The organism is Pantoea alhagi (assembly GCF_002101395.1).
Lineage (GTDB): Bacteria > Pseudomonadota > Gammaproteobacteria > Enterobacterales > Enterobacteriaceae > Mixta > Mixta alhagi.
On record NZ_CP019706.1, the window covers coordinates 322,889 to 347,251 of the forward strand.

Consider the following 24,363-nt stretch of genomic DNA (forward strand, 5'->3'; position numbering starts at 1 on the left):
ACAACTAAAGGCCCCTGACGGGGCCTTTAGTTTAACCTTCAGTGTGAGTCCTTCTGGACACTGAAGGTCCAGGTCCGCTAGATGACCAAGTCAGGGTTAATGTGTCACCGGCCTCTAGCCTGACGGCCTGTACAGGCGATGTAGGTATATTAACCGCGTCAGCCCCGCGAGATACCGTAGCCTGTGTGATTGAAGCAGTGCCTTGTATATACACTGTGCAAGGAAGCCTCGTATCATTAAGCCAAGTTCCACGCGTTCCGCCAGTGACAGAGGTGAGGCTCATAGTAGCTGCAGTTCTAACGTCAGTGGTATTAATAAAAATGGATGCATCGATATCATAAATACTCCGCTTCCTTGTGCCTGAGCCAGCATCAGTGAATCCACCTGCCCCCGTGTTCCAGTTATTAACCGCAGCATTTTTAACTTCGTATCCTATCGCAACCGACTGCACCTCTATCAATTCAAAGTAACCGCCATCGATCAGCCCGTTAAATCCTTGAGCTACAAATCTCTGGCTTGAATAGCAGTTCAGGAATTTGGAATACCTTCCTCTATCTACAAAATCTCCTGTAGATGCGTTCAGGTTTTCATTCCCCATACCTATGAAGGTGTTGAAACGGCAGTTTGAACTGATGTTGGTGCCGTACTCGCTATTTGCCTCGCATGACCCACCTAAAAACTGATTCCCATCCCCCCAAGTCATACTGAGTCCGCGAGCCATCCCTTCCATATATAAACTAATGAAATTGTTATTTGTTGGACTTCCTTCTCCGCCGCCCGCTCGCGTGCCTACAGTCATGAGCATGTAGTGGCACACTGAATTTGGCCACCTGAACAGAGGTGATATGCTCGCCTCAGAACAATACAGGTGCCCCAATGAAAAAAAGAAATTTCAGTGCAGAGTTCAAACGCGAATCAGCCCAGCTTGTCGTCGATCAGAATTACACCGTTGCTGAAGCGGCTGAAGCGATGGATATAGGGCTTTCTACCATGACGCGCTGGGTTAAACAGTTGCGTGATGAACGTCAGGGCAAAACGCCAAAAGCCTCGCCGATAACGCCGGAACAAATTGAAATTCGTGAGCTGAAGAAAAAACTTCAACGTATTGAAATGGAAAATGACATATTAAAAAAGGCTACCGCGCTCTTGATGTCAGACTCCCTGAACAGTTCTCGTTAATCGGGAAGCTCAGAGCGCGTTATCCCGTGGCGATACTGTGCCATGTGTTTGGGGTTCACCGTAGCAGCTACAAATACTGGAAAAGTCGTCCTGATGAACCGGATATCAGGCGGACAGCGTTGCGTAGCCAGGTGCAGGAGTTACACAGCATCAGTCATGGCTCAGCGGGCGCAAGAAGCATTGCCACTATGGCAACACTTAAAGGCTTCCGTATGGGGCGCTGGCTTGCTGGCAAACTCATGAAAGAGCTGGGACTTGTAAGCTGCCAGCAGCCAACACACCGGTATAAGCGCGGTGGACAGGAACACATCGCTATACCGAACCACCTTGATCGTCAGTTCGCGGTCATCGAGCCCAACCAGGTATGGTGCGGCGACGTGACTTATATCTGGACAGGAAAACGTTGGGCATATCTTGCTGTTGTTCTCGACCTGTTCGCCAGAAAACCCGTGGGCTGGGCAATGTCATTCTCACCGGACAGCAAACTCACTATGAAAGCGCTGGAAATGGCCTGGGAGCGTCGGGGAAAGCCAGGCGGAGTGATGTTCCATAGCGATCAGGGTAGCCACTACACAAGCCGGCAGTTCAGGCAGTTACTGTGGCGTTGCAGGATAAAGCAGAGCATGAGTCGGCGGGGAAATTGCTGGGATAACAGCCCAATGGAGCGGTTCTTCCGGAGCCTGAAAAATGAATGGGTTCCCGTGATGGGATACATGAACTTCAGTGAAGCCTCTCATGCGATCACAGATTACATCGTGGGTTACTACAGCACGCTCAGGCCGCATGAATATAACAGTGGATTACCACCAAACGAATCGGAAAGTCGATACTGGAAAAACTCTAAAGCGGTGGCCAGTTTTTGTTGACCACTACACCCAGAATCGCCCGGCGAGCATGGGTGATGGCACAACAGGAGGACCATCATGTCAATCACCCTCAGAGGCGGTGTATGGCACTGTCATTTCTTTACCCCAAATGGCAAAAGGGTTAGGCGATCGCTTGGGACAGCGGACAAGAAGCAAGCGCAGGAGCTGCATGACCGGCTGAAGGCTGAAGCATGGCGCGTCGAAGAGTTGGGCGACTTACCGGCGCGCTCATTTGAAGAAGCCTGCATGCGCTGGCTTGATGAAAAGGAGCATAAACGCAGCCTGGACGATGACAAAGTGAAGATAGAGTTCTTCCTTGGTCACTTTGCCGGGCGCGATATATCAACCATTACCGGCGAGGAAGTGCAGAAGATTGTGGGAAGGATGGTAAACCGCAATCATCGTCGGAAATGGGAGATTCAGCGGGATGCGGCCATCAGGGATAACAAGCCCGTTCCGCCATATAAGGACAAGGCAGTCAGCGCAGGCACAAAGAGCCATTATCTTTCTTTCATGCGATCGCTTCTTCGGGCAGCAGCAAATGAATGGGGATGGATAAAGACGGCACCGGTTATCAAAACCAAGAAGCCTGTCAGCAAGCGCATTCGGTGGCTGACCCGGGAAGAAGCAAACCGGCTGATTGAGTGCATGCCGGAAAGCATGAAACCAGTAGTGACTTTTGCACTGGCTACCGGGCTACGGCGCAGCAACATCCTCGACCTTGAATGGACGCAGGTCGATATGCAAAGGAAGGTGGCGTGGATAAATCCCGAGAACGCCAAAGCGGGCAAGGCTATTGGCGTGGCTCTGAATGATACGGCATGCAGGGTGTTAAAGGAGCAAATCGGGAAACATTCACGATGGGTATTTGTTCACACCAAAGAGGCAACCCGGCCTGACGGTACCAAGACCCCGGCGGTCAGGAAGATGCGGTGTGATGATAACACAGCGTGGCGGATCGGACTCAAGCGGGCAGGCATTGAGGACTTCCGGTTTCACGACTTGCGACACACCTGGGCAAGCTGGCTCATTCAGTCAGGAGTTCCATTGTCGGCGCTGCAGGAAATGGGTGGATGGGAAAGCATAGAAATGGTGCGTCGATATGCTCACCTCGCCCCTAACCATTTAACGGAGCATGCGCGCAAAATTGACTCACTTTTAGGTGACAACGACACAAATACGACACAAGGAGGAAATCAGGTAGGTTTGCGAATTGCGTAACTAATTGATATTTAATGGCACGCCCTACAGGATTCGAACCTGTGACCTACGGCTTAGAAGGCCGGTGCTCTATCCAGCTGAGCTAAGGGCGCATTGATGCGTTGCGTCGAATTATACGGCGCAAAGACAACGAGTCAACGTTTTTGCAGCCGTGCCGTTCCCATCGCCGAAGTTGTAACCAGCCAGCGTGATTCAGGGACTGACAGCAGCCTGTGCTTCTGACAAAATATGTCCCATTCCCCGATTCACTCAAACTGATGGATTTCTTCACTGATGGCAGCAAAAATTATTGACGGTAAAACGATTGCGCAGCAGGTGCGCCTTGAGGTTGCCGAAAAAGTGAAACAGCGTCTGGCGGACGGAAAACGCGCGCCGGGTCTGGCCGTGGTATTGGTGGGAGAAGATCCCGCCTCCCGGATCTATGTGGGCAGCAAGCGCCGCGCCTGCGAAGAAGTCGGTTTTATCTCTCGCTCTTACGATCTGCCCGTCACCACCAGCGAAACTGAACTGCTGGCGCTGATTGACGCCCTGAATAATGACCACGAGATCGACGGTATTCTGGTGCAGCTGCCGCTGCCTGCGGGCATTGATAACGTCAAGGTGCTGGAACGCATCGCCCCGGATAAAGACGTTGATGGTTTTCATCCGTATAATGTAGGCCGCCTGTGCCAGCGCGCCCCGCTGCTGCGCCCCTGCACGCCGCGCGGCATTATCACGTTGCTGGAGCGTTATAATATTGAAACCAATGGCCTGAACGCAGTAGTGGTTGGCGCATCGAATATCGTTGGACGTCCGATGAGCCTTGAACTGCTGCTGGCAGGCTGCACTACCACCGTTACGCATCGCTTTACCAAAGATCTGCGTCATCATATTCAATACGCCGATCTACTGGTAGTCGCCGTCGGTAAGCCAGGCTTTATTCCTGGTGAATGGATTAAGCCGGGCGCCATTGTGATTGATGTGGGCATTAACCGTTTAGAAAGCGGCAAAGTGGTGGGCGATGTCGATTTCGAAGGCGCTGCCGAACGTGCATCCTGGATTACCCCGGTGCCAGGCGGCGTTGGACCGATGACGGTGGCAACGCTGATCCAAAATACGCTGCAGGCGTGCGAAGACTATCACGATAAAGGAGCCGTATAATGGCGACATTTTCCCTGGGTAAACATGCGCATGTGGATTTATGCGATCTACTGAAGCTTGAAGGCTGGGTAGAGAGCGGCGCTGTGGCCAAAAACCTGATTGCCGACGGGCTGGTTACCGTGGATGGCCAGGTTGAAACCCGTAAACGCTGTAAGATTGTCGCGGGACAAACCGTTGAATTCAGCGGTCAGCGCGTGACGGTAACGGCCTGAAGCCGCTGAGGCGATAAGAGCACCGTATGTGAATGCGAAACAGCCGGCTAAGCCGGCTGTTTTTTTATTATTGCACCGTTACTGCACCTGAGGAAAACGCAGTGCGCTCTTTTCTTCGGCGCTGAGCGCTGGCGACTGGGCCTGACCGCTTTCTGATGCTTTTACCGCTGCCTCCAGTACTGCCATTACTGCCAGCGCCTGCTCAGGCGGTACCGGATTCTGCTGCGCACCGTTCAGCGCATTGGCGATCTGAATATAATACTGACGCTGATCGCCCGCTGGCGTAGGCAGCTGCGTTTGCGCTTCGCCGCTATACAGCACCATCGCTTCATCATCCTCGCCCCACCCTGCGCTGCCAGGTGTAACCCCAGCCAGCAGCTGGCTTTCCTGGCGATCGGCCCGTCCTTTAATCAGGCTGCCTTTGGTGCCGTGTACGCTAAAGCGCGCTACACCACCGGCCACCAGCATGCTGCAATGCAGGATCACGCGATGCGACGGATAATTTAAGACCGCATGCGCCCAGTCATTCACTTCCGCATTATCACGCAGCGTGGCGATATTGCCCTGAACGCTTTCTGGCAAGCCAAACAGCTGAAGCGCCTGATCAATCAGATGTGGACCGATATCAAACCACAGGCCGCTGCCCGGCACGTTCTGCTCGCGCCAGCGCACGCGAACCTGCGGACGGAAACGATCAATATGCGATTCAAACTGCACCACATGTCCCACCTGCCCCTGCTCTATTGCCTGACGCACGCCGAGATAGTCGCTGTCCCAGCGGCGATTGTGGAATACCGACAGCAGTAGCCCTTTCTCCTGCGCCAGCGCGATCAGCTCACGTGCTTCCTGCATATCCAGCGTAAAGGGTTTATCAACCACCACATGCTTGCCCGCTTCCAGCGCCTGACGCGCCAGCGGGGCGTGCGTGGTATTCGGCGAGGCGATCACCACCAGATCGATATCGGGATGCGTGATCGCCTGCTGTGGCTCGGCGATCACACGCATGCCAGGAAAATCGGCATGGACTTTGGCGGCATCGCTGGAGGCGATAGCATACAAGTTCAGGCCCGCCGTAGCGGAGAGCAGCGGTGCATGAAAGGTTTTACCGGCAAAACCATAGCCAATCAGCACAACGTTAAGCATCTTTGCAGGCGTAGCGGTGTTACTCATGTTGTTCTCCTTCAGCGATAACAGAGATGTCGGTAGAGGATAAAGCAGGCAGCTCATCCCAGCGACGATCGATAAACAGGCGTTGTATCTCGGCTAAATCCGCGACCCGATGAGGCTGGCAACGATTCAGCTTTAAATGATCGGCTACCAGCCAGCGCTGGGCGCTGAACGCCAGCATGGCGCGTTTGATTTCTGCGTCCGCCTCATGGCTGGCGCTAAGCCCCAGCGTGGGATGCACCGCGCAGGCACCCAGTATGGCAATATCGGCACGATAGCGCTGCAGCATCGCCAGCGTGGCAGCACCAGCGAACAGGCGTTGCTGATTGTCCCACTGCCCGCCCAGCAAAATAAGCTCAATGCCAGGGCGATCGTTGAGCGCCCAGGCAATATCCAGCGAGGCGGTAACCACCCGCGCCGGAACGGTCAGCGCGGCGGCTACCGCCAGCACCGTGCTACCTGCATCCAGCATCAGCGTACTGCCCGGCGGGATCTGCGCCGCAACCGCTTCTCCCAGCTGCTGTTTGGTTGTGTTGAGTAGCGCGCTGCGCGCCCGACGCGTCATGGCTGGTAGATCCAGCGCAATCGCCCCGCCATGATTTTTCTGCGCCAGCCCCTGCTGTTGCAGATCGTTCAGATCGCGACGCACGGTATCAACCGATACCTGCAATATCTGAGCAAGCTGCGTCACGCTGGATTGTCCCTGCTCGCTGAGCAGCGTTAATAAGGCTTTTTGCCGTGCAGCTTTATGCATAAATATCCTCCATGAAAGCAATATACAGCAGAAAACAGCATAAAACAGCAGAACGCCGCAAGATAAAGCAAGCGTATCAGAAAGGGCTCGCTAAAGGATAGCGTTACCAGGAAGTAAAGAGGGCAAAAAAAAAGGCCAGTGAGTACCGGCCTTACAGAGGTTTATTTACGACGCCAGGTGGTGCCCTGAGGCCCATCCTCCAGCACAATGCCAAGCGCATTCAGCTTGTCACGCGCGATATCCGCCTGCGCCCAGTCTTTGGCCTGGCGCGCATCGTTACGCATCTTGATCAGCGCTTCGATCTCCGCGACATCGTCATCCTGCGCCCCGCCCTGCAGGAACAGCTCAGGATCCTGGCCCAGCAGGCCCAGCACGCCCGCCAGCTCGCGCAGGCGTGCGGCCAGCCCGTTTGCGGCAGTCATATCTTCCGCTTTCAGGCGGTTGACCTCACGCGCCAGATCGAACAGCACCGAATAAGCTTCCGGCGTATTGAAGTCATCATCCATTGCCTCACGGAAACGGGCCACGAATGCTTCTCCGCCTGCAGCCTCAGCGCTGGCATCGGTGTGGCGCAGCGCGGTATACAAGCGCTCCAGCGCCGCGCGTGCCTGTTTCAGATTCTCTTCGCCATAGTTAAGCTGGCTACGATAGTGACCGGACATCAGGAAGTAACGCACCGTTTCCGCATCAAAGTGCTGCAGCACATCGCGAATGGTAAAGAAGTTGCCAAGAGATTTAGACATCTTCTCGCGATCCACCATCACCATGCCGGAGTGCATCCAGTAATTAACGTACGGGCCGTCATGCGCACAGGTAGATTGCGCAATTTCATTTTCATGGTGCGGGAACATCAGGTCAGATCCGCCGCCGTGAATATCGAAATGCTCGCCCAGCTGTTTGCAGTTCATTGCTGAACACTCAATATGCCAGCCAGGACGTCCGGCGCCCCACGGTGACGGCCAGCTTGGCTCGTCCGCCTTCGACATTTTCCATAAAACGAAATCCATCGGATTGCGTTTCACATCCGCCACTTCCACACGGGCGCCCGCCTGAAGCTGCTCCAGGTCCTGACGGGAAAGGCAGCCATAATCCGCATCGCTGTCCACGGCAAACATTACGTCGCCATTGCTGGCGACATAAGCATGACCACGAGCAATCAGCTTTTCCACCAGCTCAATAATTTCGCTGATGTGGCGCGTGGCGCGCGGTTCCAGATCGGGCGGCAGAATATTCAGCGCACGGAAATCAGCATGCATTTCCGCGATCATGCGGTTGGTAAGCTCTTCTACCGTTTCCCGGTTTTCATTGGCGCGCTTGATAATTTTGTCATCAATATCGGTGATATTGCGCACATATTTCAGCTGATAGCCGCTGTAGCGTAGGTAGCGCGCCACAATATCGAACGCCACGAAAGTACGGCCATGGCCGATGTGGCTGAGGTCATAAACGGTAATGCCGCACACGTACATGCCCACTTCTCCGGCATGAATCGGTTTAAATTCCTCTTTTTGTCGCGTCAGGGTATTAAAAATTTTAAGCATTGAACTTTCCGTATAAGCGTGTGCGGATAAACGAAACCAGAAGGTCTATTTTTCACGTAAGCGTCGCGCAATGCAAGAAAGTACACCGCGCAGCGCACTTGCGGCAGGCAGAAAAGGCCTATTGCGCTTACTGACGCCAGCGCGCGAATTATGTTATAAGAGGCGTCTGTTAAAACTGGCCCGGCACCCTGCTTCAGCGTGCGGGTACAGTATCTTGAAAACACCAACCTTTACAGGATGAGATTATGGTTACTTTCCAGACTAATCATGGCGATATCGTGATCAAAACGTTTGATGACAAAGCGCCTGCAACCGTGCAGAACTTCCTGGACTACTGTCGTGAAGGTTTTTACGACAACACCATTTTCCACCGTGTGATCAATGGCTTTATGATCCAGGGCGGCGGCTTTGAGCCGGGCATGCAGCAGAAAGCCACCAAAGCGGAAATCCGCAACGAGGCCAACAACGGCCTGAAAAACACCCGCGGCACGCTGGCGATGGCGCGTACTTCCGCACCGCACTCCGCTACCGCGCAGTTCTTTATCAACGTAGCAGACAACGACTTCCTGAACTTCCGTGACGAAAGCCTGCAGGGCTGGGGTTACTGCGTGTTCGCCGAAGTGGTAGATGGCATGGACGTGGTTGATAAAATCAAAGGTGTGGCTACCGGCCGCAGCGGCATGCATCAGGACGTACCGAAAGAAGACGTGATCATTCAGAAAGTCACCGTTAGCGAGTAATGTCACGCACGCTATTCATCGCAGATTTGCATCTGAGTCAGCAAGAACCGGCAATTACTGCCGGTTTTCTGCGTTTTTTACAGCGCGAAACGCAAGATGCTGATGCGTTGTACATTCTGGGCGATCTGTTTGAGGCCTGGATCGGCGATGACGATCCCAATCCACTGCATCAGCAGATTGCCGCTGCGCTGCAGGCGCTGCCGCTGCCGGTTTACTTCATCCATGGCAATCGCGATTTCCTGCTGGGCAAACGCTATGCCCGCGCCAGTGGCATGCAGCTGCTGCCGGAAGAGCAGGTACTGAATCTGTATGGCCGCCCGGTGCTGATTATGCATGGCGATACGCTCTGTACCGATGATGAAGGCTATCAGCGTTTTCGTCGTAAAGTGCATCAGCGCTGGCTGCAAAAGCTGTTTCTCGCCCTGCCGCTGCGGCTGCGTCAGCGTATTGCGCTGCGTATGCGCGACAGCAGTAAAGATGCTAATCAGCATAAATCGGTTGAGATTATGGATGTGAATCCTCAGGCGGTGATGGAGACCATGGCACGCCATCAGGTGCAGTGGCTGATCCACGGCCATACGCATCGTCCAGCGGTACATACGCTGACAGTCAATGGCCAGCCAGCGGAACGTCTGGTGCTGGGCGCCTGGCACAGCGAAGGGTCAATGATTGAAGTTACCCCGCAGGGCCTGTCGCTGATCCACTTCCCCTTTTAAAAGCGGTAAGCACGCCGCTTTTACTCAGGTAAACCCGCTACGCAACCGTTTTCCTTCCGATTGAGTCATGTTATTCTCTGTGCCCTTCCCGACCGCGTGAAAACCACGCCGGTGACCTTTGGATAATCACAGGAGTCACATCCGCATGTCTCTTAACGCCGCCCCGACCCGCATCGCCATTGTCATGGGTTCAAAAAGTGACTGGGCCACTATGCAGTTCGCTGCGGAAATCCTTACCGTTCTGGACGTTCCTTTCCATGTTGAAATCGTTTCTGCGCATCGCACGCCCGATAAGCTGTTCAGCTTTGCCGAAAGCGCGGCGGATAACGGTTTTCAGGTGATTATCGCCGGTGCCGGCGGCGCGGCGCATCTGCCTGGCATGCTGGCGGCAAAAACGCTGGTGCCGGTGCTGGGTGTACCGGTACAGAGCGCGGCGCTGAGCGGCGTTGATAGCCTCTATTCTATTGTGCAGATGCCGCGTGGTATTCCGGTTGGTACGCTGGCGATTGGTAAAGCGGGCGCGGCCAATGCCGCACTGCTGGCGACGCAAATTCTGGCGACGCACGATCGTGAGTTAGCGACCCGTCTTGCCGCCTGGCGACAGGCACAGACCGATGAGGTGCTGAATAACCCCGATCCGCGGGAGGAAGCATGAAGCCGGTTTGCGTACTGGGAAATGGCCAGTTGGGAAGAATGCTGCGTCAGGCGGGTGAACCGCTGGGTATCGCAGTTTATCCGGTCGGTCTGGATGCTGAGCCGGAAGCGTTGCCGATTCAGCAGAGTGTGGTCACCGCTGAAGTTGAGCGCTGGCCAGAAACGGCGCTGACGCGTGAACTGGCGCGCCATTCAGCCTTTGTGAACCGCGATATTTTTCCGCTGCTTGCCGACCGTTTAACGCAAAAGCAGCTGCTCGATCGGCTGGGGCTGGCAACCGCACCCTGGCAGTTACTCTCTTCTGCTGAACAGTGGCCGCAGGTGTTCGCGCAGCTGGGCGAACTGGCGATTGTTAAGCGTCGTACCGGCGGCTATGACGGCCGCGGTCAGTGGCGTTTGCGCGCCGGAGAAACCGATGCGCTGCCCGGGGACTGCTACGGCGAATGCATCGTTGAGCAGGGCATCAACTTTTCTGGCGAAGTCTCGCTGGTGGGGGCGCGTGGACATGACGGCAGGACGGTGTTTTATCCGCTGACGCATAACCTGCATCAGGATGGGATCCTGCGCACCAGTGTTGCCTTGCCGCAGCCTGTCCCTGCCCAGCAGCAGCAGGCGGAGCAGATGCTGAGCGCGATTATGCATGAGCTTAACTACGTTGGCGTCATGGCGATGGAATGTTTTGTGGTGCCGCAAGGGCTGCTGATCAACGAGCTGGCGCCACGCGTACATAACAGCGGTCACTGGACACAAAACGGCGCGTCCATCAGCCAGTTTGAACTGCATCTGCGTGCGATTCTTGATCTGCCGCTGCCGCTGCCGGTAGTGAGTACGCCATCGGTGATGGTGAACCTGATCGGCACGGCGCTCAATCAGCAGTGGCTCAGCGAGCCGCTGGTGCATCTGCACTGGTATGAAAAAGAGGTGCGGCCCGGTCGTAAAGTAGGCCACCTGAATCTGAGCGATCCCGACGGGCAACGCCTTGCAGCTGCGCTTCAGGCGCTGGTGCCGATGCTGCCGCCGGAGTATGCCAGCGGCATTGAATGGGCGCAGGCCACGCTGCGCTAAGCGGTATGGCGGTCCGTTTTCGGCGGACCGCCAGCATCAGAAACTGCGGAACAGCGCTTTACCGCGCAGCAACCGGACTCCCAACCAGCCACCGCACAATGAAAGCAGCAGCGCCCCGCTTAACGGCAGCGCAATCCAGAGCCGGTAGTCAGGCTCCCAGGGAAAATCGAACACCTTACGCTGCAATCCCCATAACGCCGCCTCAGCGCCCAGCGCCGCCGCCGCACCCGCCACAATGCCTAACAGCGTAAACTCATACCACAGCGTTGAACGCAGCAGCTTTTTCCCGGCGCCCAGCGTGCGATAAACCACCAGCTCTTGTCGTCGCTGCCGCATCCCTACCTGCACCTGAGCCAGCAGCAGCAGCAGGCCACAGGCGGTAACCAGCACCACCATAATTTCCAGCGCCTGGCTCACCTGCGTTAGTACCTGCCCTATCTGGCGCATCATCGCCCCGATATCCAGCAGGCTGAGCGTCGGAAAAGCACGGTTCAGCTGGGCCAGCGTCCCGGTACCACCATCATAACGGAAGCTGGTAAGCCAGGTTTGCGGCTGTTCATCCAGCGCTCCCGGCGGGAAAATAAAGAAAAAGTTAGGCCGCAGGCTCTCCCAGTCAACTTTACGCAGGCTGCTAATTTTAGCGCTAAACTGCTGCGTATCGCCGGTAAAGGTCAGGGTATCGCCGAGCTTCACGCCTAAACGATCGGCCAGCTCCGCTTCCATCGATACCTCTCCGGCGCGCGGCGGCCACTGTCCGGCGACAATCGGGTTGTGTTCCGGGCGGCGCGATAACGATGTCAGATTAAGCTCGCGGTTTAGCGCGTTGTCACGGCGTGGATCCACAGCCTGCTGATTAATTTCCGTCAGACGCACACGGGCAACGGGATAAAAAGTGCCGGGCTCAATCTGATGCTGCGTCAGGAAACGCTGCACGTCTGCTACCTGTTCACGACTGATATTCAGCAAGAAATAGTTAGGGCTGTCGGCAGGCAACTGCTGCTGCCAACGATCGAGCAGATCGCCGCGCAGCACCAGCAGCAGGGCCAGCAGCATAAAAGAGAGCGAAAAGGCCGCCAGCTGACTTAAAGTTACCCACGGCTGGCGCAGCAGACGATTTATTGCCAGGCGCAGCGCCAGTCGACGTACGGTCAGTCGGCTCAGCAGCCAGAGCGCTCCCCATCCCAACCCCGCCAACAGCGCCGCCAGCAATACCACCCCGCCCAGCAATGCCCAGAGCAGCTTGCTATTGCCCACCAGCAGCACCAGCAGCGCAATCACCACCAGCGCCATGATTGGCAGATAATAGCGTAACGGCCAGACGGCGGTGATGACGTCCTGTCTCAGCACACGCAACGGCTGCGTCGCCAACAGCAGCCGATAAGGACGCAGACCCACCAGCAGGGAAATGGTAAACAGCGCGCCCAGCGCCCAGATCCACGGCCAGAGTCCGGCGGCAGGCAGTTCGCCAGGGAGGACCGGACGCAGCAGCGTTAACAGCAGCCGCTCGAAGCCCATCCCCAGCACGCTACCGGCCAGCGCCGCCAGCAGCAGCACCGCCAGCCACTGGCCGACAATCAGTTTGCGTAAGGCGCTGCGTCCGGCGCCCAGCGTTTTCAGTACCGCGACCAAATCGTAGCGGCTGCGGCAATAGTGGCTCATCGCTACCGCCACCGCCGCCACCGCCAGCAGCAGCGTCAACAGGGCAGACAGCAGTAAAAACTGCTGCGCGCGCTGCATCGATCGCCCCAGCGCATCTTCTGAGTTTTCCACGCTCAGCCAGCGCTGATCGCTTTTTAACTGCGGCGTGATCCAGCGATCGTAGCGGCTTAACGCTTCTCCAGCGCCAGCCACTTTATAGCGCCAGGTCAGGCGGCTTCCCGGCTGCACCGCGCCGGTTTTTTCAACGTCGGCGAGGTTCATAAGCAGACGCGGCGCGGTCTGAAAAGGATTAAAACCCGCGTCCGGCTCCTGTAAAACCGTTCCGGCGATATGCAACCGGGTATCGCCGATGTCCAGTTCATCGCCCGGTTTAACGCCCAGCAGCGTCATCAGCCGTGGAGCCAGAAGCACGCTGCCGGGCTGCGGTTTCAGCCCCGGTGGTTCGGTGCGTAGTTCGCCAAACATTGGATAAGACTGGTCGACCGCCTTTACCGCCGCCAGCTGCGGCGCTTCGCCCGCAAAGGTCATGGTCATAAAGGTAAGCTGGGCGGAAATGTTCAGGCCCAGCTGCTGCGCCCGATCCAGCCACGGCTGCGGCACCGGATGCGCACTGCTTAATGTACGGTCGCCCGCCATAAACTCGCGGCTTTGCTGCGTCAGCCCTTTTTCCATGCGGTCGCCCAGCGTGCCCAACGCCAGTACGCAGGCGACAGACAAGGTGAGCGCCAGCCAGACGATCAGCAACGAAGGCGAGCGCCATTCGCGCCAGAACCAGCGCCAGATCATGCTTCCTCCCACAGCTTGCCATCACGCACGCGCAGCCGCCGATCACAACGCGCCGCCAACTGCACATCGTGGGTGACAAGAATCAGCGTAGTGGCGTTGTCGCGGTTCATTGAGAACAGCAGATCGGCAATGCGATCGCCGGTCTGCCGATCGAGATTACCGGTCGGCTCATCGGCAAACAACACGTCAGGACGACCATTAAAGGCGCGCGCCAGCGCCACGCGCTGCTGTTCGCCACCGGAAAGCTGCGACGGCAAATGATGCAGCCGCTTGCCCAGTCCCAGCTGCTCTAACAGCGCCTGCGCCTGATCGCGACTTTGTCGCTCAGGATCGCCGCGCAGTAACGCAGGTAACTGTACGTTTTCCAGTGCGTTCAGGGTGGGAACCAGCATAAAAGACTGAAATACGAAGCCGACATGACGCGCCCGCAACTGCGCGCGCTGCTCTTCGTCCATTTTTTGCAGCGGTTCGCCGCACAGCCAGACCTCTCCGCTACTGCCATCATCCAGCCCGGCGAGAATGCCCAGCAGAGTAGACTTGCCCGATCCTGATTCCCCAATCAGGGCGATGCTCTGCCCCGGTTTGACAACCAGGTCAACTCCGGTAAGGATGAACAGCTGATGCTCCCCTTCACCGACGGATTTAGTAAGATGATGAACTTCAACAATGTTTTCCGCTGGCATTATCCCTTCCTGTTGTTATTACTGTTACTTACGCGTGTGGCGTCCGCAGAATCACTGTTGGTTCTCGGCGACAGCCTGAGTGCGGGCTACCGCATGTCGGCCAGTCAGGCCTGGCCAGCCCTGCTGGATAAAAAATGGCAGCAGCAGCCAGAGGTGATCAACGGCAGCATCAGTGGCGATACCGCTGCGCAAGGATTAGCGCGTCTGCCTGCACTGCTACAACAGCATCATCCTCGCTGGGTATTGATCGAGCTGGGCGCTAATGATGGTCTGCGCGGTTTTCCACCGCAAAATATCGAGCAGGACTTAAATAAAATCATCACGACGATTCAGGCGGCCAATGCGAAACCCTTACTGATGCAGATCCGTCTGCCGGCGAACTATGGTCGTCGGTATAACGATGCTTTTAATAACATTTATGTCAAACTGGCCCAACAACACAATATTCCGCTGGTGCCCTTCTTTATGGAGCAGGTTTACCTTAAATCACAGTGGATGCAGCCAGACGGCCTTCACCCCACGCCGGATGCGCAGGCTTTTATTACCGAACTGATGGACAAAGAACTGGCTCCCCTAGTTAAGCATGAGTAACAAACGGCACAGAAGCCACGGACGTAAAGTTATGCAAAAAAACGTATTAATCACCGGCTGCTCCAGCGGTATTGGGCTGGTTGCGGCCAACGATCTCTTGATGCGCGGCTATCGCGTGCTGGCTGCCTGTCGCAAGCCAGAAGATGTGGCGCGCATGAATGCGTTGGGGTTTACCGGAATTCAACTCGATCTCAACGATGCGCAGAGCGTGATCCAGGCAGCGGAACAGGTTATCTCTTTGACCGACGGTCAGCTGTATGGGCTGTTTAATAATGCTGGCTATGGCGTTTATGGCCCGCTGGAAACCCTGTCGCGTCAGCAGCTGGAGCAGCAATTTGCCAGCAATCTGTTCGGCACCCACCAGTTAACGATGCTGCTGTTGCCCGCTTTACGCACCAGCGGCGATGCGCGCATTATTAATACCAGTTCAGTCATGGGTTTGATCTCTACGCCAGGACGCGGCGCTTATGCCGCCAGTAAATATGCGCTGGAGGCCTGGGCCGATGCCCTGCGTATGGAGCTGCACGGCAGCGGCGTTCGCGTCAGCCTGATAGAGCCAGGCCCTATCCGTACGCGCTTTACTGACAATGTGAATCAGACTCAACGGGAAAAGCCGGTTAAAAATCCCGGTATTGCGGCACGCTTTACGTTGCCACCGGAGGCGATACTGCCCAAGCTGCGTCATGCGCTGGAAAGCCGCCATCCGCGCCTGCGCTACCCTGTGACGCTGGTCGCGCATGCGATGAGTTGGCTGCGGCGCTTGCTGCCAGGCTGGATACTGGATCGCATTTTACGCGGCAACTAACGCGGCAGCGCAAATTTGGCTTGAAGCCGAAGGCAACGCCCCAATATCGTACTAAAGTCATCAGACAAAGAGACGCCTACATGTCATTACACGCTTCGATTATTAATATCAACGAATCTAACCTGCAGCAGACGCTGGAACAGTCCATGACGCTGCCAGTGCTGTTCTATTTCTGGTCTGAACGCAGCCAGCATTGCCAGCAGCTTACGCCGGTGCTGGAGCGTCTGGCACAGGAGTATGCCGGGCAGTTCGTGCTGGCGAAGCTGGACTGTGATAATGAGCCGATGGTTGCTTCCCAGTTCGGCCTGCGCGCCATTCCTACGGTTTATCTGTTCCAGAATGGTCAGCCGGTCGATGGCTTCCAGGGACCGCAGCCGGAAGAGGCTATTCGCGCCCTGCTGCAGAAAGTGCTGCCGCGTGAAGAAGAGCTAAAGGCGCAGCAGGCGCTTGAGCTGGTACAGCAGGGGAAACCGCTGGACGCGCTGCCGCTGCTGAAAGAGGCCTGGCAGCTCAGTAATCAATCCAGCGAAATCGGCTTTCTGCTGGCTGAAGTCTTGATCTCGCTTAACCGCAGCGATGAGGCGGAAGGCGTGCTGAAAGTGGTTCCGCTGCAGGATCAGGATACCCGTTATCAGGGGCTGATGGCGCAGATCGACCTGCTGAAGCAGGCGGCGGATACTCCGGAAATCCAGCAGCTTCAGCAGCAGCTGGAAAACGAGCCGCAGAATGCCGAGCTGGCAAGCAAACTGGCGCTGCAGCTGCATCAGGTTGGCCGTAACGAAGAGGCGCTGGAGCTGCTTTACCGCTTTTTGAAAACCGATCTCAACGCCGCCGACGGTCAAACGCGTAAAATGCTGCAGGAGATCCTGGCGGCGCTCGGCACCGGCGATGCGCTGGCGGCTAAATATCGTCGCCTGTTATACTCCCTGCTCTACTAATCTCTGCCGACAACGGGCCAGGGTTTGGCCCGTTATAAAACAGTCTGGAGGTTTTATGTTTGCTGTGATCCCCGTTCTTATTGTCGTTGCGTTAATTATCGTCTGGTCAGGCATAAAAATTGTGCCACAAGGCTACCAGTGGACCGTGGAACGCTTTGGTCGTTATACCAAAACGCTGCAGCCCGGTTTAAATCTTTTAGTACCCTTTATGGATCGTATTGGTCGCAAGATTAATATGATGGAGCAGGTGCTGGATGTCCCTTCTCAGGAAGTCATCTCCAAAGATAACGCCAATGTCACCATTGACGCCGTCTGCTTTATTCAGGTAGTGGATCCGGCGCGCGCCGCCTATGAGGTCAGCAATCTTGACCAGGCGATCATTAATTTAACCATGACCAATATCCGTACCGTCCTTGGCTCTATGGAGCTGGATGAGATGCTGTCGCAGCGTGACAGTATTAATACCCGCCTGTTGCATATTGTGGATGAGGCAACCAACCCGTGGGGCATCAAGGTGACACGTATAGAGATTCGCGATGTGCGCCCGCCGCAGGAGCTGATCGCCGCCATGAACGCCCAGATGAAAGCAGAGCGCACCAAGCGCGCCGATATTCTGGCGGCAGAGGGTATTCGTCAGGCGGCGATTTTACGCGCCGAAGGGGAAAAACAGTCGGAAATATTAAAAGCGGAAGGCGATCGTCAGGCCGCTTTTCTGCAGGCGGAAGCGCGTGAACGTGCTGCGGAAGCCGAAGCGCGCGCCACAAAAATGGTGTCGGAAGCAATTGCCGCTGGAGATATCCAGGCAGTGAACTACTTTGTCGCACAAAAATATACCGATGCACTGCAAAAAATTGGCTCTGCCGATAACAGCAAAGTGGTGCTGATGCCGTTAGATGCTACCAGCATTATGGGTTCCATTGCCGGGATCAGCGAGCTGCTGAACGAAAGCAGGCAGTCGCGGAGTAATAAATAATGTTGGCGGCCGTCATTAATCATCCTCACTGGTTCTGGTTGACGTTGGGCGGCCTGCTGTTGATTGCGGAAATGCTGGGCACCAGCGGCTATCTGCTCTGGAGCGGTCTGGCTGCGCTGGCGGTGGGCATCATCCGCTGGCTGCTGCCCTTTTCATGGGGAACCCAGGGGGTGCTGTTCGCGCTGCTGACGCTACTCGCCGCCTTTCTCTGGTATCGCTGGCTGGCGCTGCGCCAAAAACAGCCCGGCATGTTGCTTAACCAGCGTGGCATGCAGATGACCGGCATACATCTGACATTAGATGAAGCTTTGGTTAACGGACTGGGCCATGTTCGCGTTGGCGACAGCAGCTGGCGCGTGCAGGCTGACAGCGATCTCCCCGCCGGCACGCGTGTAGTGGTGATTTGCGTGGAAGGCGTTACCTTACGCATCCGGCCGCTGGCGGCTGAAAATCCAGGCCGCTGACCTTTCGCAGCGATAAACCGCCTCTGGTCAGGCCGCTATTTTTCGTTGCGATGACAGCAGCCGGTCAGGTTATCAATAATCGGGCAATCTGCACTCTCATCGCCGGGGCACGCCTCCGCCAACGCCAGCAGCCGCTCACGCATTGCCTTAAGCTGATCGATATGCGCTTCAATTTCCTTAACTTTCAGCAGGGTGCGCTGTTTGACATCTGCGCTGTGACGCCCCGGGTCATTAAACAGATGCACCAGTTCACGGCACTCATCCAGCGTAAAACCTACCTGCCGCGCCTGTCGCAGCAGCGTCAGTTCGTCCAGATGACGTGCCGTATAGCTGCGGTAGCCGTTTTCGCTGCGCAACGGCGGCGTTACCAGCCCTTTTTCTTCATAAAAGCGGATTGCCTTACTGGTTAAGCCGGTTCTTTTAGCCACATCGCTAATGTTCATTCTGTTCCCCTTCAGACCATTGCAGGCAGGATAACGCTGATCCGCCGCCTGTGCTTTACAAAAATGACGATCATGGCAAAGCGTTCACCTGCTAAAAACTTGACCTTCCCCTTAATGGAAGGTTTAAGCTTACAGCTCTGATAATCTTTCATGCCTGAAAAGAGGGAAAAGCTTATGTCACATACCACTCTGTTAGCGCTTGATGGTCTTACCTGCGGCCACTGTGTTAAACGCGTAAAAGAGGCGCTGGAGCAGCGTCAGGACGTACAGCAAGCCGAGGTTTCGCTGAACGAGGCGCGGGTGACCGGCGATGCCGCGCCAGAAGTGCTGATCGCTACCGTTGAGCAGGCGGGCTACCAGGCGAGTCTGCAGGACAATGCGCACCCAAAGCCTGAACCGCTGTCAGCATCAGAAAGCCAGCTGGCAGCGGATAAGGTATCAATTCCCGCTCAGGCCGAGCCCGTAGCGGGTCATGCACACTTTTCAACTAAAGCCGACGCCGCAGCGCATAGCGCGGCGCTTTCAACGCAGGCTGATGAAGCCGCAGAGAACTATCAGCTGTTAATCGACGGCATGAGCTGTGCCAGTTGCGTGAGCCGGGTTGAAAAAGCGTTAGCCCAGGTTGAAGGCGTACAGCGGGCACGCGTTAACCTTGCCGAGCGCAGCGCTCTGGTAATGGGCTCCGTGCAGCCAGATGCGCTGGTTGCCGCCGTAACGGCTGCGGGCTACAGCGCTGAAGTGATTAGCGATGAGAGCGAGCGGCGCGAAAAACAACAGGTCAGCGCGCGCCAGGCGATGCGGCGTTTTAGCTGGCAGTCAGCGCTGGCGCTGGCGCTTGGCGTACCGCTGATGATTTATGGCATGTTCGGCGACAATATGATGCTGACCGCCAGCAACCGTAGTGGCTGGCTGGTGGTCGGCGTCCTGACACTGCTGGTGATGGTGGTCGCAGGCGGCCATTTTTATCGCAGCGCGTGGCGCAGCCTACTGAACCGCTCCGCCACAATGGATACGCTGGTTGCGCTGGGTACGCTCGCGGCCTGGATCTATTCCATCAGCGTTAATCTGTGGCCAGAATTTTTCCCGGCCGCCGCACGTCATCTCTATTACGAAGCCAGCGCCATGATTATCGGCCTGATTAATTTGGGTCATGCGCTGGAGCAGCGGGCGCGTCAGCGTTCGTCAAAAGCACTGGAGCGGCTGCTGGATTTAACCCCAGCCACGGCACGTGTCGTCACCCCTGATGGCGAGCAAGCCGTTGCGTTAAGCGACGTTCAGCCGGGAATGGTTTTACGGCTGGCTACAGGCGATCGCGTTCCGGTTGACGGCATTATCACCGAAGGTGAGGCCTGGCTGGATGAGTCGATGCTGACCGGCGAGCCGCTGCCGCAGCAAAAATCGACAGGCGAAGCCTTACATGCTGGTACGCTGGTACAGGACGGCAGCGTGCTATTCCGCGCCAGCGCCGTCGGTAAGAATACCACGCTGTCGCGCATCATCCAGCTGGTGCGTCAGGCACAGAGCAGTAAACCGGCAATCGGACAGCTGGCCGATCGTATTTCCGCCGTCTTTGTACCGGTGGTGGTTACAATCGCGCTGTTCAGCGCCGCCGTCTGGTATTTCTTCGGCCCGCAGCCTTCAATGGTCTATATGCTGGTGATTGCCACTACCGTGCTGATTATCGCCTGTCCCTGTGCCTTAGGATTGGCGACACCGATGTCGATTATTGCAGGCGTTGGGCGAGCGGCGGAGTTTGGTGTGCTGGTGCGCGATGCCGATGCGCTACAGCGCGCCAGCGAACTGGATACGCTGGTATTTGATAAAACCGGGACGCTAACGCAGGGCGCGCCTCAGGTTACGCAGATCATTACTTTTAACGGCTTTAGCGAAGAGCAGGTCTTGCGCTGGGCAGCGGCGCTGGAGCAAGGATCCAACCATCCGTTGGCGAAAGCAATTCGCGATCGCGCCGGGGACATGGCCCTGCCGGAAAACAGCCAGTTTCGCACTTTGCGCGGTATGGGCGTTAGCGCCCAGCTGGAAGGCAAGCCGATGCTGCTGGGCAATGCTGCCCTGCTGACGCAACAGCAGATTGGGGCGGAACAGGCCGCATCGCTTGCCAGTGAACAGGCGGCTAAAGGCGCGACGCCGGTATTTCTGGCGGTGGAAGGTCAGCTGGCTGGCCTGCTGGCAATCCGCGACCCGCTGCGTAAAGAGAGCGTTAGCGCGCTGCAGCGCCTGCATGGGCTGGGCTATCAGCTGATTATGCTGACCGGGGATAATGAAATCACTGCCAATGCCATTGCGCGCGAGGCCGGGCTGGATCGGGTGATTGCGGGTGTGTTGCCGGACGGCAAAGCGGCGGCAATTGTTCAGTTGCAGCAGGCGGGTCATAAAGTGGCGATGATTGGTGATGGAATTAATGATGCGCCCGCGCTGGCTCAGGCCGATGTCGGAATTGCCATGGGCGGCGGCAGCGACGTCGCGATCGAAACCGCTGCCATTACGCTGATGCGTCACGATCTTCACAGCGTGGTCGATGCGCTGGCGATTGCCAAAGCCACGCTGCGTAATATGAAGCAGAACCTGCTGGGCGCTTTTATCTACAATTCCCTGGCGATACCTGTCGCAGCTGGCGTGCTCTGGCCCCTGACCGGCACGCTGCTCAGTCCGGTTATTGCCGGTGCGGCGATGGCGCTCTCCTCGATCACCGTGGTGAGCAACGCTAACCGGCTGTTGCGCTTTCAGCCCCCCGGACAGTAACACGATTTTCCCTGCTCCTGGTGCTGGCTTCCTGAACGGAAGTCAGCGCTTTCACCTGTTCATCGGTAAGTGAAACCGCTAGCATGAGGAGTTTACTGGCAGCAAAGGGTGAAAGAATGGATAGATGGCGGCACAACCTGACAATGCTGTTTCGCATGCTGGTTCCAGAGCATTACCGTTGGCCAGCCACGGATATCTGGCTGCCTGGCAAGCGCGAACTGCACCTTGTCGGCAGTATTCATATGGGCACCCGCAATATGATGCCGCTGCCCCCGCAACTGCTGGAGCGTCTGGAAAAAGCGGATGCTTTGATTGTTGAAGCGGATATCACCGGCAGCGCCTCTCCCTTTACCTACAGCGAGGCACAGCCCCCGCTGGCAGAAAGAGTGGATGACGCCACTCTGCAGCAGCTGAGCCGCCTGTGTGATGAAATGAATCTTAATCTGGCACAGCTCGAGGCGCTGCCTTTATGGCAAATCGCGCTGATGCTTCAGGCGCAACAGGCACAGCGGCTGGGACTCCGTCCCGATTACGGTATCGATTATCAATTGTTGCAGGCAGCGCAGGCGCAGGGGCGACGCATCATCGAACTGGAAGGTGCCAGCGAGCAGCTCGATATTCTTAAAACCCTGCCGGAAAATGGTCAGTCGTTGCTGGCGGATACGCTGGAACACTGGCATACCAATGCCCGTCTGCTGCAAACCATGATTAGCTGGTGGCTGGAAAAGCCGCCGCAGCAGAGCCGGACCGCCTTGCCGACCACCTTCAGCACTGAGCTAAACGATCTGCTGATGCGCCAGCGCAACCAGCGCTGGAATAGTCTGTTGCGCGCACTGCCGCCGGGGCGTTATGTTGTGGCGGTTGGCGCGCTGCATCTCTACGGCGAGAATAATTTGCCTGAACTGTTAAGACGCAGATAAAAAAAAGGCCAATATTGCTATCGGCCCGTCAAAGAGGAATTTGTTTATGATTTTGGTTATTCATCAGCAACTGAATTACTGACGCAAGGCAATTTTCTCTCAAAGCCGATGATTTCACCAGCGCTATTTTTCACCAGATTGTAATTTTTCACTGTCAGGAAAAAGCAATGACGCCCGCAATTAAACTGCTGGAAAAGAAAAAGATCTCCTTTACGCTGCATCCCTATGAGCATGACAGCAACGAAACGCACTTCGGCGATGAGGCGGTGCGTAAGCTTAACCTGAATCCGCAGCAGGTATATAAAACGCTGCTGGTGGCGCTGAACGGCGACGACAAACAGCTGGCCGTCGCGGTAACGCCGGTCGCCAGCCAGCTTGATTTGAAAAAAGTGGCGAAAGCTCTGGGCGCGAAAAAAGCGGAGATGGCCGATCCGCAGCAGGCTCAGCGCGTTACCGGCTACCTGATTGGCGGCATCAGCCCGCTGGGGCAAAAGAAACGTCTGCCAACGGTTATCGACAGTCAGGCTGCGACATTTCCCACTATCTTTATTTCGGGCGGCAAGCGCGGTCTGGATATAGAACTGGCCGCCAGCGATCTAGCTGCGCTGTTAGAGGCAATATTGGTAGATATCGCGCGTCAGGATTAGGCACGCTGCGCGCAAAGCTGATCGATCATCCAGCGCCCTGCCGGTCCCGGCGGGGTACGCGTTGACCAGACGGCATCCACCGCAATATTTTGCGGCCAGCCCGCAACCGGCAGCATATGCAATACGCCGTGACCAAACTGCTCCACCAGCCAGCGCGGCAGAATTGACCAGCCAAACCCCTGCTCCGCCATCTCCAGCAGCAGCAAATATGAAGGTGCCGACCAGACCTGGCCGCATGAAATATTTTCCCTTACGCCAGCCCAGGTATTGAGCTTTAGCTGCCTGACCTGCGCCAGCTCCGCCTGACTTACCTGACTCTGTGCGCTAAGCGGATGGTCGCGATGAATAAATACCGCCATTTGCGCCTGGACCTGCAAACGCGAGGCGGCGATGGTCACAGGTAACGCTGTCTGCACGCGAATAACGCCAAGATGAATACGATTGCTTTGCAGAAGATCGATAACATCTTCATCCTCAGCGATCATGCATTCGAACTCTATATGCGGATAGCGTGCAGCAAAACGCTTCAGCAGTTGCTCATGATGATCCGCCTGCCAGAAATCGGAAATCGCCATACTCAGACGCGGCTCAATATTATCTGACAGCCGCACGGCCAGTTCATCAAGTCGCTGGCTGGCTGACAAAATCTCCTGTACCTGACGCAGCGCATGCTCCCCTGCTTCGGTCAGTACCGGTTCACGCCCGGCGCGATGAAACAGTTTAAACCCCAGGTCCGCTTCCAGATTGGCAATTGCGGCGCTAACGGTAGACTGACTTTTTCCCAGTGCGCGCGCCGCCGCAGAAAAAGATCCTTTTTCCACCGTCTGGACAAAAGCCTGCAATGATTCCGGTGAGTAACGCATAGTTCTATCGCTTTTTTCGATGGGAGATAACTTCATTCTAACCCAGAGCGCGGCGAAAATAAGGGCCGGCTTACTAAGAGCCTGTGCAGTAAAGGCCATGGCCTGGCTCTGAAGGAGATATTATGCAGTCCCGTTCGTTTAAAGAACGCGTATTACACGCGGTAGGTTTTGAGGCGCTGGCTATCCTGATCGTGTCGCCGCTGGCGGCGGCGGTGATGAACAAACCGCTGTTTCAGATAGGCGCACTGGCGCTGGCGCTTTCAACCATCGCTATGGTGTGGAATATTATTTATAACGCCGTGTTTGACCGGCTCTTTCCACGCGACCGGATCAAGCGCGGACTGTGGCTGCGCATAATGCATGCCCTCTGCTTTGAAGGCGGTTTTATTCTTATTGGCCTGCCGGTTGCGTCGATGATGCTGGGCATTGGGTTGCTTCAGGCATTTATGCTGGAAGTTGGCTTCTTCCTGTTCTTTCTGCCCTACACGGTGGTTTATAACTGGATATGGGACAAACTGCGGGAAAAATGGCGCGCCCCCCTGCCATAGCGGTTAAATTCAGGCCCGTCGCGTAAAC

The 24,363-nt window shown here is 56.2% G+C and carries 25 protein-coding genes and 1 tRNA gene; 17 read left to right on the plus strand and 9 right to left on the minus strand.

Features of this window, described 5'->3' with window-relative positions; all coding sequences use genetic code 11:
- Positions 1-31: 31 nt before the first annotated feature.
- The gene (locus B1H58_RS01530) at positions 32-703 is read right to left on the minus strand and encodes a hypothetical protein (RefSeq protein WP_157130131.1); all 672 of its coding nucleotides are present in this window, start codon (positions 701-703) and stop codon (positions 32-34) included.
- A gap of 173 nt (positions 704-876) precedes the next feature.
- Between B1H58_RS01530 and B1H58_RS01540 the strand changes: the two genes are divergently transcribed.
- Together B1H58_RS01540 and B1H58_RS01545 are read left to right on the plus strand one after the other, a co-directional pair.
- Positions 877-2,045, plus strand: a protein-coding gene (locus B1H58_RS01540; RefSeq protein ID WP_157130132.1) for an IS3 family transposase whose coding sequence is annotated in 2 segments (ribosomal slippage) — positions 877-1,126 and positions 1,126-2,045 — 1,170 coding nt in all. Because the reading frame shifts where the segments join, the coding sequence is not laid out codon by codon here.
- A gap of 57 nt (positions 2,046-2,102) precedes the next feature.
- Positions 2,103-3,266, plus strand: a complete 1,164-nt coding sequence (locus tag B1H58_RS01545; protein ID WP_085067656.1) for a tyrosine-type recombinase/integrase — start codon at positions 2,103-2,105, stop codon at positions 3,264-3,266.
- Between the two features lie 15 nt (positions 3,267-3,281).
- Here the strand turns inward: B1H58_RS01545 and B1H58_RS01550 are convergent.
- Positions 3,282-3,358: transfer RNA gene (locus B1H58_RS01550), tRNA-Arg, on the minus strand.
- 181 nt (positions 3,359-3,539) lie between these two features.
- Here B1H58_RS01550 and folD point away from each other — a divergent pair.
- Positions 3,540-4,406: a bifunctional methylenetetrahydrofolate dehydrogenase/methenyltetrahydrofolate cyclohydrolase FolD gene (gene folD / locus B1H58_RS01555; protein WP_085067657.1), complete on the plus strand. Its 867-nt coding sequence runs from the start codon at positions 3,540-3,542 to the stop codon at positions 4,404-4,406.
- On the plus strand, positions 4,406-4,618 hold the full coding sequence (gene ybcJ, locus B1H58_RS01560; RefSeq protein ID WP_085067658.1) for a ribosome-associated protein YbcJ: 213 nt from the start codon (positions 4,406-4,408) through the stop codon (positions 4,616-4,618). Before folD ends, ybcJ begins: the two co-directional genes overlap by 1 nt.
- A 78-nt stretch (positions 4,619-4,696) precedes the next feature.
- Here the strand turns inward: ybcJ and B1H58_RS01565 are convergent, their stop codons facing one another.
- The 3 genes from B1H58_RS01565 to cysS form a co-directional block, all read right to left on the minus strand.
- Complete coding sequence (locus B1H58_RS01565) at positions 4,697-5,788, minus strand: oxidoreductase (RefSeq protein WP_085067659.1); 1,092 nt, start codon at positions 5,786-5,788, stop codon at positions 4,697-4,699.
- On the minus strand, positions 5,781-6,539 hold the full coding sequence (locus B1H58_RS01570; RefSeq protein ID WP_085067660.1) for a DeoR/GlpR family DNA-binding transcription regulator: 759 nt from the start codon (positions 6,537-6,539) through the stop codon (positions 5,781-5,783). The genes B1H58_RS01565 and B1H58_RS01570 overlap by 8 nt, the downstream gene beginning before the upstream one ends.
- Positions 6,540-6,700: 161 nt before the next feature.
- A complete protein-coding gene (cysS, locus tag B1H58_RS01575; RefSeq protein WP_085067661.1) occupies positions 6,701-8,080 on the minus strand; it encodes a cysteine--tRNA ligase in 1,380 nt (459 codons plus the stop codon).
- 245 nt (positions 8,081-8,325) lie between these two features.
- Between cysS and ppiB the strand changes: the two genes are divergently transcribed.
- The 4 genes from ppiB to purK all read left to right on the plus strand — a co-directional run bounded on the left by ppiB (position 8,326) and on the right by purK (position 11,255).
- Positions 8,326-8,820 carry a peptidylprolyl isomerase B gene (ppiB, locus tag B1H58_RS01580; protein ID WP_085067662.1) on the plus strand — a complete coding sequence of 165 codons (495 nt, stop codon included), beginning with the start codon at positions 8,326-8,328 and terminating at the stop codon, positions 8,818-8,820.
- On the plus strand, positions 8,820-9,536 hold the full coding sequence (gene lpxH / locus B1H58_RS01585) for a UDP-2,3-diacylglucosamine diphosphatase (protein WP_085067663.1): 717 nt from the start codon (positions 8,820-8,822) through the stop codon (positions 9,534-9,536). Before ppiB ends, lpxH begins: the two co-directional genes overlap by 1 nt.
- 145 nt (positions 9,537-9,681) lie before the next feature.
- Entirely contained in the window at positions 9,682-10,191 is a 510-nt protein-coding gene (purE, locus tag B1H58_RS01590; protein WP_085067664.1) for a 5-(carboxyamino)imidazole ribonucleotide mutase, read from the plus strand.
- Positions 10,188-11,255, plus strand: a complete 1,068-nt coding sequence (gene purK / locus B1H58_RS01595) for a 5-(carboxyamino)imidazole ribonucleotide synthase (protein ID WP_085067665.1) — start codon at positions 10,188-10,190, stop codon at positions 11,253-11,255. The genes purE and purK overlap by 4 nt, the downstream gene beginning before the upstream one ends.
- Before the next feature lie 36 nt (positions 11,256-11,291).
- Here the strand turns inward: purK and ybbP are convergent, their stop codons facing one another.
- Together ybbP and ybbA are read right to left on the minus strand one after the other, a co-directional pair.
- A complete protein-coding gene (gene ybbP / locus B1H58_RS01600; RefSeq protein ID WP_085067666.1) occupies positions 11,292-13,700 on the minus strand; it encodes a putative ABC transporter permease subunit YbbP in 2,409 nt (802 codons plus the stop codon).
- Positions 13,697-14,383, minus strand: coding sequence for a putative ABC transporter ATP-binding protein YbbA (ybbA, locus tag B1H58_RS01605; protein ID WP_085067667.1), 687 nt, complete (start codon positions 14,381-14,383; stop codon positions 13,697-13,699). The genes ybbP and ybbA overlap by 4 nt, the downstream gene beginning before the upstream one ends.
- Between ybbA and tesA the strand changes: the two genes are divergently transcribed.
- From tesA to B1H58_RS01630, 5 genes are all read left to right on the plus strand, one after another.
- On the plus strand, positions 14,351-14,974 hold the full coding sequence (gene tesA, locus B1H58_RS01610) for a multifunctional acyl-CoA thioesterase I/protease I/lysophospholipase L1 (protein ID WP_237172441.1): 624 nt from the start codon (positions 14,351-14,353) through the stop codon (positions 14,972-14,974). The genes ybbA and tesA overlap by 33 nt on opposite strands.
- 31 nt (positions 14,975-15,005) lie before the next feature.
- Positions 15,006-15,779 (plus strand): SDR family oxidoreductase, encoded by a 774-nt coding sequence (locus B1H58_RS01615; protein WP_085067668.1) that lies wholly within the window; start codon positions 15,006-15,008, stop codon positions 15,777-15,779.
- Between the two features lie 80 nt (positions 15,780-15,859).
- Positions 15,860-16,717, plus strand: coding sequence for a thioredoxin family protein (locus B1H58_RS01620; RefSeq protein WP_085067669.1), 858 nt, complete (start codon positions 15,860-15,862; stop codon positions 16,715-16,717).
- Positions 16,718-16,772: 55 nt separating this feature from the next.
- A complete protein-coding gene (locus B1H58_RS01625; protein ID WP_085067670.1) occupies positions 16,773-17,690 on the plus strand; it encodes an SPFH domain-containing protein in 918 nt (305 codons plus the stop codon).
- Entirely contained in the window at positions 17,690-18,154 is a 465-nt protein-coding gene (locus B1H58_RS01630) for an NfeD family protein (protein WP_085067671.1), read from the plus strand. Before B1H58_RS01625 ends, B1H58_RS01630 begins: the two co-directional genes overlap by 1 nt.
- Before the next feature lie 35 nt (positions 18,155-18,189).
- Here the strand turns inward: B1H58_RS01630 and cueR are convergent, their stop codons facing one another.
- The gene (gene cueR / locus B1H58_RS01635; protein ID WP_085067672.1) at positions 18,190-18,597 is read right to left on the minus strand and encodes a Cu(I)-responsive transcriptional regulator; all 408 of its coding nucleotides are present in this window, start codon (positions 18,595-18,597) and stop codon (positions 18,190-18,192) included.
- Between the two features lie 174 nt (positions 18,598-18,771).
- Between cueR and copA the strand changes: the two genes are divergently transcribed.
- The 3 genes from copA to ybaK all read left to right on the plus strand — a co-directional run bounded on the left by copA (position 18,772) and on the right by ybaK (position 22,924).
- The gene (gene copA / locus B1H58_RS01640; RefSeq protein WP_085067673.1) at positions 18,772-21,357 is read left to right on the plus strand and encodes a copper-exporting P-type ATPase CopA; all 2,586 of its coding nucleotides are present in this window, start codon (positions 18,772-18,774) and stop codon (positions 21,355-21,357) included.
- Positions 21,358-21,473: 116 nt separating this feature from the next.
- Positions 21,474-22,277 (plus strand): TraB/GumN family protein, encoded by an 804-nt coding sequence (locus B1H58_RS01645; RefSeq protein ID WP_085067674.1) that lies wholly within the window; start codon positions 21,474-21,476, stop codon positions 22,275-22,277.
- 167 nt (positions 22,278-22,444) lie between these two features.
- Positions 22,445-22,924 (plus strand): Cys-tRNA(Pro)/Cys-tRNA(Cys) deacylase YbaK, encoded by a 480-nt coding sequence (ybaK, locus tag B1H58_RS01650; protein ID WP_085067675.1) that lies wholly within the window; start codon positions 22,445-22,447, stop codon positions 22,922-22,924.
- Here the strand turns inward: ybaK and B1H58_RS01655 are convergent.
- Positions 22,921-23,787, minus strand: a complete 867-nt coding sequence (locus B1H58_RS01655) for a LysR family transcriptional regulator (protein ID WP_085067676.1) — start codon at positions 23,785-23,787, stop codon at positions 22,921-22,923. The two genes, ybaK and B1H58_RS01655, sit on opposite strands and share 4 nt — an antisense overlap.
- 122 nt (positions 23,788-23,909) lie before the next feature.
- Between B1H58_RS01655 and B1H58_RS01660 the strand changes: the two genes are divergently transcribed.
- A complete protein-coding gene (locus B1H58_RS01660; protein ID WP_085067677.1) occupies positions 23,910-24,335 on the plus strand; it encodes a multidrug/biocide efflux PACE transporter in 426 nt (141 codons plus the stop codon).
- The last annotated feature ends 28 nt before the right edge of the window (positions 24,336-24,363 follow it).